The following is a 7176-nucleotide window of genomic DNA, read 5'->3' on the forward strand; positions in this document are numbered from 1 at the left end:
ATTATATTGTTACAGCTTCTCCACCAGCCGCTTCGATAGCAGCTTTTGCAGTAGCAGTAAATTTGTGAGCGGTTACCTTTAATTTAGCTGTCAATTCTCCTCTACCTAAAATCTTAACGATTTCATTTTTGGTAGCCAAACGGTTTGAAACGAATACTGTCATATCAACAGTATCTGTAATCATTCCATTATCCACTAATAATTGCAGTGTATCAAGGTTTACACCTTCGTAATTCTTACGATTGATGTTTGTGAAACCAAACTTAGGCACACGTCTTTGAAGTGGCATTTGACCACCTTCAAAACCAATCTTTTTAGAATAACCAGAACGAGATTTTGCTCCTTTGTGACCTCTTGCAGAAGTACCACCTTTTCCAGAACCTTCTCCTCTACCTAATCTTTTATTTTGATTGTGTGTAGAACCTTCAGCAGGTTGTAAGTTACTTAAATTCATAACAGTATTTGTTATTTAGTTTCTTCAACAGAAACTAAGTGTTTAACTTTGTTTATCATCCCAAGGATTGTAGGGTTTGAATCATGCTCTACAACTTGTCCCATTTTACGTAGACCTAGAGCTTCCAAACCTCTTTTTTGAGTAAGAGGACAATTGATTTTGCTTCTAACTTGTTTTACTAATAATTTAGCCATAATTTCCTTGAATTAACCTTTAAAAACTTTCTCTAAAGAAACTCCACGTTGTTTTGCAACAGTGTGTGCGCTTCTCATTTGTAACAAAGCATCAAAAGTTGCTTTTACTACGTTGTGAGGATTTGATGATCCTTGAGATTTAGATAATACATCATGAATTCCTACTGATTCAAGAACTGAACGAACAGCTCCACCAGCAATAACTCCTGTACCATGAGAGGCAGGAATTAAGAATACACGTGCACCACCAAATTTACCTTTTTGTTCGTGAGGAACTGATTGACCATTCAAAGGAATTTTTACAAGATTTTTCTTTGCATCTTCTACTGCTTTCGCAATTGCTTCAGAAACGTCTTTAGATTTTCCTAATCCGTGACCAACTACTCCATTTTCATCACCTACAACTACAATAGCAGAAAAACCGAAAGCTCTACCACCCTTTGTAACTTTAGTAACACGATTAACACTTACCAAACGATCTTTTAATTCAAGACCACTTGGTTTTACTAGCTCTACATTCTTGTATTTACTATTAGACATACTATATTAGAATTTAAGTCCAGCCGCTCTCGCGCCTTCTGCTAATGATTGAATACGACCGTGATATAAATAACCTCCTCTATCGAAAGTTACTGCATCTATCCCAGCTTTTAACGCTTTTTCTGCAACTAGTTTTCCAACTGCGTTTGCAACTTCTACGTTTGTACCTTTACCTACTTCTTTTTCTCTTGAAGATGCAGCCAATAAAGTTACTCCATTCACATCATCAATAAGTTGTGCGTAGATTTCTTTATTGCTTCTGAATACAGAAAGTCTTGGTTTAGTAGCTGAACCACTAATAGTCTTTCTAATTCTGAACTTGATTCTCTGTCTTCTATCAGATTTTGTTAATGACATAATCTTATTTTTTAAGCTGATTTACCTGCTTTTCTTCTTAATACTTCACCCACAAATTTAACACCTTTTCCTTTGTACGGCTCAGGCTTACGGAAACCTCTGATTTTCGCAGCTACCTGACCTAACAATTGTTTGTCAAATGATGTTAATTTTACGATTGGGTTTTTACCTTTTTCAGATATTGTTTCTAAAACTACTTCTGGAGCAATTTCTAAAACGATATTGTGAGAGTAACCTAAAGCTAAATCAAGTTTTTGACCTTGATTTGAAGCTCTATAACCTACACCTACTAATTCTAAAGATTTAGTAAAACCTTCCGATACACCGATAATCATGTTATTGACTAAAGATCTGTACAATCCGTGTTTTGCTCTGTGGTCTTTGTGATCAGACGATCTGTTCACTTGAACCTGACCATCTTCAACTGTTACAGTTACGTCCGAAAACTCCTGTGTAAGTTGACCTTTTTTTCCTTTTACCGTAATAATACCGTCTTTAACTTCAACAGTTACGTCGGCAGGGATTACAACTGGGTTTTTACCTATTCTTGACATCTTATTATAGTCTTTAAATTAGTATACGTAACAGATTACTTCGCCACCAACATTAAGTTGTTTGGCTTGTTTTCCAGTCATCAAACCTTTTGATGTAGAAACAATAGCAATACCTAATCCATTAAGGATTCTTGGTATTTTAGAAGAACCCGCATACTTACGTAAACCTGGTTTACTAATTCTTTGGATATCTTTGATTACCGGCTCTTTAGTATCTTTATCATACTTCAAAGCGATTTTGATTGAACCCTGAACAGCGTTGTCTTCAAATTTGTAACTTAAGATATAACCTTGATCAAATAAGATCTTTGTTATTTCTTTTTTTAGATTAGATGCAGGAATTTCGACAACTTTGTGGTTTGCAGCCACAGCGTTTCTAACTCTTGTTAAATAATCCGCAATAGGATCTGTATACATGTGTATTAATTTGCGGCTATGGTTTTCAACTAATACTCATTAGAAGAACCTTTAACCAATTTATAAATGTTATTTTACCAACTAGCTTTCTTAACCCCAGGTATCAATCCGTTGTTTGCCATTTCACGAAATGTAACACGTGAAAGACCGAATTGACGCATATACCCTCTTGGTCTACCAGTTAATTTACAACGATTGTGCAAACGAACAGGCGAAGCGTTTTTCGGTAATTTTTGCAAACCTACGAAATCTTTAGCTTCTAACAAAGCTTTTCTTTTCTCAGCATACTTTGCTACCGTTTTTTCTCTCTTCACCTCACGGGCTTTCATTGATTCTTTAGCCATGTCTTAATTCTTTTTAAAAGGTAATCCTAGTTCTGTCAATAACGATTTTGCTTCCTTATCTGTTTTCGCAGAAGTAACAAATGTAATATCCATACCAGAAATCTTGTTCACTTTATCAATATCAATTTCAGGGAAAATGATTTGTTCTAAAACTCCTAAGTTGTAGTTACCTCTTCCGTCAAAACCAGTAGCTTTGATACCGCTGAAATCTCTAACACGTGGTAAAGAAGAAGTGATGAATCTATCTAAAAACTCATACATTCTTTCTCCACGTAGGGTAACTTTCGCTCCAATTGGCATTCCTTTTCTCAATTTGAATGACGCAACGTCTTTCTTAGAGATTGTAGAAATAGCTTTTTGTCCAGTAATTTTAGTCAACTCATCCACTGCATAGTCAATAAGTTTCTTGTCAGATACTGCTGCACCAACTCCTTTACTCAAAACGATTTTCTCCAATTTTGGAACTTCCATTACGTTTTTGTATCCGAATTCTTCTTTAAGAGCAGAGATTACTCTGTTCTTATATTCATCTTTTAGTCTAGGTATATAAGCCATTACTATAATACTTGATTAGATTTTTTTGAAAATCTTACTTTTTTATCTCCTTCAACTCTAACTCCTGTTCTTGTAGTTTCCTTTGTTTTCGGATCTATAAGAGAAAGGTTAGATATTTGTATTGGAGCCTCTTTCTTAACGATTCCTCCTTGAGGGCTTTTTGCACTTGGTTTTGTATGTTTCGAAACCATGTTTACACCTTCAACGATCGCTTTGTTCTTCTCACGGTCCACCTTTACAATTTTACCTTCAGCACCTTTATGGTCTCCGGTAATAACTCTAACGATATCTCCTGTTTTTATTTTTAGCTTTATCATCTTAAAAATAATTAAAGCACTTCAGGTGCTAATGATACAATTTTCATGAATTGTTTTTCACGAAGTTCTCTTGCTACTGGACCAAAAACACGAGTTCCTCTCATTTCACCAGCAGCATTTAACAATACGCAAGCGTTATCGTCGAATCTGATGTATGAACCGTCGGCTCTTCTCACTTCTTTTTTGGTACGTACAACTACTGCAGTTGAAACAGCTCCTTTTTTAACGCTTCCGTTAGGTGCTGTATCTTTAATTGATACTACAATCTTGTCTCCAACAGAGGCATACCTTCTTTTGGTACCTCCTAAAACACGGATGGTTAAAACTTCTTTAGCCCCTGTGTTATCTGCTACTTTTAGTCTTGATTCTTGTTGTACCATAATTATTTAGCTCTTTCTAAGATTTCAACTAACCTCCAACATTTGGTTTTACTTAAAGGACGCGTTTCGCTAATCCTTACCGTATCTCCAACATTGCAGTCGTTCTTTTCGTCGTGTGCGTGATACTTTTTAGTTTTCAACACGAACTTACCGTATAATGGGTGTTTTACTTTACGCACTTCAGCAACAACAATAGATTTATCCATTTTGTCTGAAGTAACAACACCAACTCTTTCTTTTCTTAAATTTCTTTTTTCTTCCATCTTTCAGCAGAATACAGTTATTGTAACTCTCTTTTAGTAAGTTCTGTAGCTAATCTAGCAACTGTTCTTCTTACACTTCTAATTTGAAGTGGGTTCTCAATTGGCGAAATAGCGTGAGCCATTTTTAGATCAGCATATGTTTTCTTAGTCTGGCTAAGCTTTTCTTGCAACTCTGCTGCAGAAAGATCTTTTATTTCTGATTGTTTCATAATATAATATAAATTATGCTTCGAAATCTCTAGCAACAACGAATTTAGTTTTTACTGGAAGCTTTTGAGCTGCAAGACGTAACGCCTCTTTTGCAACTGACAAAGGTACTCCTCCAACTTCGAACATAATTCTTCCGGGTTTAACAACAGCAGCCCAATATTCAACGGCTCCTTTTCCTTTACCCATACGTACCTCAAGAGGTTTCTTAGTAATTGGTTTGTCTGGAAATATTTTGATCCATAATTGTCCTTCTCTCTTCATAAAACGAGTTGCAGCGATACGCGCAGCTTCGATTTGACGAGAAGTTAAGAACATTCCATCTTCATGTACAGATTTAATACCAAACATTCCATTAGAAAGTTCATGCCCTCTTTGAGAGTTCCCTTTCATTTTACCTTTTTGTACCTTACGGTATTTTGTTCTTTTAGGCTGTAACATTTTACTTTAGTTTAAAAATTTACTTTCGTTTACGAGCGTCTGGTTTTCCACCTTTATTAAAAGGCTTTCTGTCTCCTCTAGGAGCATCGCCACCTTTACCACCACCAGTTCCGGATTGTTTTTTATCCATTCCTGCAAGTGGAGAAAGATCTCTCTTTCCATAAACTTCACCTTTCATGATCCATACTTTGATACCCATTCTACCGTAAGTAGTATGTGCTTCAGCCAAAGCATAGTCAATATCGGCTCTGAAAGTTGATAGAGGAATTCTACCTTCTTTGAAACCTTCTGAACGAGCCATCTCTGCACCATTCAAACGACCAGAAATCAAGACTTTGATACCTTCTGCGTTCATACGCATAGAAGCAGCAATAGCCATTTTGATTGCACGTCTGTAAGAAATCCTGCTTTCGATTTGACGACAGATGCTTGTAGCAACTAGATACGCGTCAAGCTCAGGTCTTTTGATTTCAAAGATGTTGATTTGAACCTCTTTGTCAGTAATTTTCTTAAGTTCTTCTTTCAACTTGTCTACCTCTTGTCCACCTTTTCCGATAATGATACCAGGTCTGGCTGTAGTGATAGTAACGGTTACAAGTTTCAAAGTTCTCTCGATGATTACTTTTGATACACTAGCTTTTGATAAACGAGCATGGATATACTTTCTGATTTTATAATCTTCGGCCAATTTATCACCGTAGTCATTTCCACCATACCAGTTTGAGTCCCATCCTCTGATGATACCAAGTCTATTTCCAATTGGATTTGTCTTTTGTCCCATCTTTTATTAAATTGCTTCTGTGTTATTAATAATAGTAGATCCTAACACGATTGTAACGTGGTTAGAACGTTTTCTAATTCTGTGTGCACGACCTTGTGGAGCTGGACGAAGTCTTTTCAACATCATTCCACCATCTACTGTAATCGTTTTAACAAATAAACCTGCTTCTTCCATATTAGCGTCAGGGTTTTTTGCTTGCCAGTTGGCAATAACAGATAAAACCAATTTCTCTAATTTTCTTGAAGCTTCTTTAGAACTAAATCTTAAGATGTTTAATGCTCTTTCTACCTTCTGACCTCTTACCAAGTCCGCTACTAAGCGCATTTTTCTAGGTGAAGTAGGGCAGTTATTCAATTTCGCGAAAGCAATAGACTTATTAGCCTCTTTTCTCGCATCTGCTGTTTCTCTTTTACGAACTCCCATTGCTTCTTATTTTTTACCTTTATTTTTTGCCCCAGCGTGACCTCTAAAAGATCTTGTTGGTGAAAACTCTCCTAATTTGTGACCTACCATGTTTTCTGTTACGTAAACTGGTACAAACTGACGACCGTTATGAACTGCGATAGTTTGTCCAACAAAGTCTGGAGTAATCATGGAAGCTCTAGACCAAGTCTTTACTACTCCTTTATTACCTTTCTCGATGTTTTCCTGAACTTTCTTGTCTAACTTATAATGAACGAAAGGTCCTTTTTTTAATGAACGTGCCATATCTTACTTATTTCTTTCTACGTTCTACGATATACTTGTTACTCGGGTTTTTCTTAGAACGAGTTCTATAACCTTTAGCTGGTATTCCATTTCTTGAACGTGGATGTCCACCAGAAGAACGTCCTTCACCACCACCCATTGGGTGATCGACAGGGTTCATTGCAACAGGTCTTGTTCTAGGTCTTCTACCTAACCATCTTGTTCTACCTGCTTTTCCAGATACAACTAATTGGTGGTCAGAATTAGATACCGCTCCAATTGTAGCCGAACAGGTCAACAAGATCAATCTTGTTTCTCCAGAAGGCATTTTAATTGTTGCATATTTACCATCTCTTGCCATTAATTGAGCAAATGTTCCAGCAGAACGAGCGATTACTGCTCCTTGTCCCGGACGTAACTCAATACAAGATATTACAGTTCCCAATGGGATTCTGCTTAATGGTAATGTATTACCAATTTCTGGTTGCGCCTCAGGACCAGAAACTAATTTCTGACCAACTTGCAATCCATTTTGAGCAATAACATAAGTTTTCTCACCATCAGCATAAGCTAATAAAGCGATAAACGCAGTACGATTTGGATCGTATTCGATCGATTTCACTGAAGCTGGAATTCCATCTTTAGTTCTTTTGAAATCAATAATACGATATCTCTGCTTGTGACC

The 7176-nt window shown here is 36.5% G+C and carries 17 protein-coding genes; all 17 read right to left on the bottom strand.

All coding sequences use genetic code 11. The features are described 5' to 3' along the window. Position 1 precedes the first annotated feature (1 nt). On the bottom strand, positions 2-454 hold the full coding sequence (gene rplO, locus VI621_RS03535) for a 50S ribosomal protein L15 (RefSeq protein WP_126745303.1): 453 nt from the start codon (positions 452-454) through the stop codon (positions 2-4). Between the two features lie 11 nt (positions 455-465). Continuing rightward, positions 466-648, bottom strand: coding sequence for a 50S ribosomal protein L30 (gene rpmD / locus VI621_RS03540; protein WP_035668100.1), 183 nt, complete (start codon positions 646-648; stop codon positions 466-468). Between the two features lie 12 nt (positions 649-660). After that, positions 661-1188 (bottom strand): 30S ribosomal protein S5, encoded by a 528-nt coding sequence (gene rpsE, locus VI621_RS03545; RefSeq protein ID WP_144256165.1) that lies wholly within the window; start codon positions 1186-1188, stop codon positions 661-663. 6 nt (positions 1189-1194) lie between these two features. Next, positions 1195-1545 carry a 50S ribosomal protein L18 gene (gene rplR, locus VI621_RS03550; RefSeq protein WP_324217009.1) on the bottom strand — a complete coding sequence of 117 codons (351 nt, stop codon included), beginning with the start codon at positions 1543-1545 and terminating at the stop codon, positions 1195-1197. Positions 1546-1556: 11 nt separating this feature from the next. Next, positions 1557-2099 carry a 50S ribosomal protein L6 gene (rplF, locus tag VI621_RS03555; RefSeq protein WP_324217010.1) on the bottom strand — a complete coding sequence of 181 codons (543 nt, stop codon included), beginning with the start codon at positions 2097-2099 and terminating at the stop codon, positions 1557-1559. A gap of 18 nt (positions 2100-2117) precedes the next feature. Then, positions 2118-2516 carry a 30S ribosomal protein S8 gene (gene rpsH, locus VI621_RS03560; protein WP_126745307.1) on the bottom strand — a complete coding sequence of 133 codons (399 nt, stop codon included), beginning with the start codon at positions 2514-2516 and terminating at the stop codon, positions 2118-2120. A gap of 74 nt (positions 2517-2590) precedes the next feature. Then, positions 2591-2860, bottom strand: a complete 270-nt coding sequence (gene rpsN, locus VI621_RS03565; protein ID WP_324217011.1) for a 30S ribosomal protein S14 — start codon at positions 2858-2860, stop codon at positions 2591-2593. Between the two features lie 3 nt (positions 2861-2863). Beyond that, positions 2864-3415: a 50S ribosomal protein L5 gene (gene rplE, locus VI621_RS03570; protein ID WP_324217012.1), complete on the bottom strand. Its 552-nt coding sequence runs from the start codon at positions 3413-3415 to the stop codon at positions 2864-2866. 2 nt (positions 3416-3417) lie between these two features. Continuing rightward, positions 3418-3732 carry a 50S ribosomal protein L24 gene (gene rplX / locus VI621_RS03575; RefSeq protein WP_324217013.1) on the bottom strand — a complete coding sequence of 105 codons (315 nt, stop codon included), beginning with the start codon at positions 3730-3732 and terminating at the stop codon, positions 3418-3420. Positions 3733-3743: 11 nt separating this feature from the next. Continuing rightward, the gene (gene rplN / locus VI621_RS03580) at positions 3744-4112 is read right to left on the bottom strand and encodes a 50S ribosomal protein L14 (protein WP_026717863.1); all 369 of its coding nucleotides are present in this window, start codon (positions 4110-4112) and stop codon (positions 3744-3746) included. Between the two features lie 2 nt (positions 4113-4114). Next, positions 4115-4375 (bottom strand): 30S ribosomal protein S17, encoded by a 261-nt coding sequence (rpsQ, locus tag VI621_RS03585; protein ID WP_091203665.1) that lies wholly within the window; start codon positions 4373-4375, stop codon positions 4115-4117. Between the two features lie 17 nt (positions 4376-4392). Further along, positions 4393-4584 carry a 50S ribosomal protein L29 gene (gene rpmC, locus VI621_RS03590; protein ID WP_047774317.1) on the bottom strand — a complete coding sequence of 64 codons (192 nt, stop codon included), beginning with the start codon at positions 4582-4584 and terminating at the stop codon, positions 4393-4395. Positions 4585-4597: 13 nt separating this feature from the next. Further along, positions 4598-5023, bottom strand: a complete 426-nt coding sequence (rplP, locus tag VI621_RS03595) for a 50S ribosomal protein L16 (RefSeq protein ID WP_007803637.1) — start codon at positions 5021-5023, stop codon at positions 4598-4600. Between the two features lie 19 nt (positions 5024-5042). Then, on the bottom strand, positions 5043-5804 hold the full coding sequence (gene rpsC, locus VI621_RS03600) for a 30S ribosomal protein S3 (protein WP_144265614.1): 762 nt from the start codon (positions 5802-5804) through the stop codon (positions 5043-5045). Positions 5805-5810: 6 nt separating this feature from the next. Continuing rightward, positions 5811-6227, bottom strand: a complete 417-nt coding sequence (gene rplV / locus VI621_RS03605; RefSeq protein WP_324217014.1) for a 50S ribosomal protein L22 — start codon at positions 6225-6227, stop codon at positions 5811-5813. Between the two features lie 6 nt (positions 6228-6233). Further along, entirely contained in the window at positions 6234-6512 is a 279-nt protein-coding gene (gene rpsS, locus VI621_RS03610) for a 30S ribosomal protein S19 (RefSeq protein WP_014085019.1), read from the bottom strand. Between the two features lie 7 nt (positions 6513-6519). Continuing rightward, on the bottom strand, positions 6520-7176 hold a 657-nt coding region (gene rplB, locus VI621_RS03615; RefSeq protein WP_324217015.1), incomplete at its 5' end, for a 50S ribosomal protein L2.

The sequence above is a fragment of the Flavobacterium sp. genome, assembly GCF_035292545.1.
In the GTDB taxonomy this organism is placed as follows: domain Bacteria; phylum Bacteroidota; class Bacteroidia; order Flavobacteriales; family Flavobacteriaceae; genus Flavobacterium.

Bases quoted from the DNA above. Each gene is read 5' to 3' on its own strand.
- rplO (WP_126745303.1), bottom strand. From the start codon at position 454: ATGAATTTAAGTAACTTACAACCTGCTGAAGGTTCTACACACAATCAA.
- rpmD (WP_035668100.1), bottom strand. From the start codon at position 648: ATGGCTAAATTATTAGTAAAACAAGTTAGAAGCAAAATCAATTGTCCT.
- rpsE (WP_144256165.1), bottom strand. From the start codon at position 1,188: ATGTCTAATAGTAAATACAAGAATGTAGAGCTAGTAAAACCAAGTGGT.
- rplR (WP_324217009.1), bottom strand. From the start codon at position 1,545: ATGTCATTAACAAAATCTGATAGAAGACAGAGAATCAAGTTCAGAATT.
- rplF (WP_324217010.1), bottom strand. From the start codon at position 2,099: ATGTCAAGAATAGGTAAAAACCCAGTTGTAATCCCTGCCGACGTAACT.
- rpsH (WP_126745307.1), bottom strand. From the start codon at position 2,516: ATGTATACAGATCCTATTGCGGATTATTTAACAAGAGTTAGAAACGCT.
- rpsN (WP_324217011.1), bottom strand. From the start codon at position 2,860: ATGGCTAAAGAATCAATGAAAGCCCGTGAGGTGAAGAGAGAAAAAACG.
- rplE (WP_324217012.1), bottom strand. From the start codon at position 3,415: ATGGCTTATATACCTAGACTAAAAGATGAATATAAGAACAGAGTAATC.
- rplX (WP_324217013.1), bottom strand. From the start codon at position 3,732: ATGATAAAGCTAAAAATAAAAACAGGAGATATCGTTAGAGTTATTACC.
- rplN (WP_026717863.1), bottom strand. From the start codon at position 4,112: ATGGTACAACAAGAATCAAGACTAAAAGTAGCAGATAACACAGGGGCT.
- rpsQ (WP_091203665.1), bottom strand. From the start codon at position 4,375: ATGGAAGAAAAAAGAAATTTAAGAAAAGAAAGAGTTGGTGTTGTTACT.
- rpmC (WP_047774317.1), bottom strand. From the start codon at position 4,584: ATGAAACAATCAGAAATAAAAGATCTTTCTGCAGCAGAGTTGCAAGAA.
- rplP (WP_007803637.1), bottom strand. From the start codon at position 5,023: ATGTTACAGCCTAAAAGAACAAAATACCGTAAGGTACAAAAAGGTAAA.
- rpsC (WP_144265614.1), bottom strand. From the start codon at position 5,804: ATGGGACAAAAGACAAATCCAATTGGAAATAGACTTGGTATCATCAGA.
- rplV (WP_324217014.1), bottom strand. From the start codon at position 6,227: ATGGGAGTTCGTAAAAGAGAAACAGCAGATGCGAGAAAAGAGGCTAAT.
- rpsS (WP_014085019.1), bottom strand. From the start codon at position 6,512: ATGGCACGTTCATTAAAAAAAGGACCTTTCGTTCATTATAAGTTAGAC.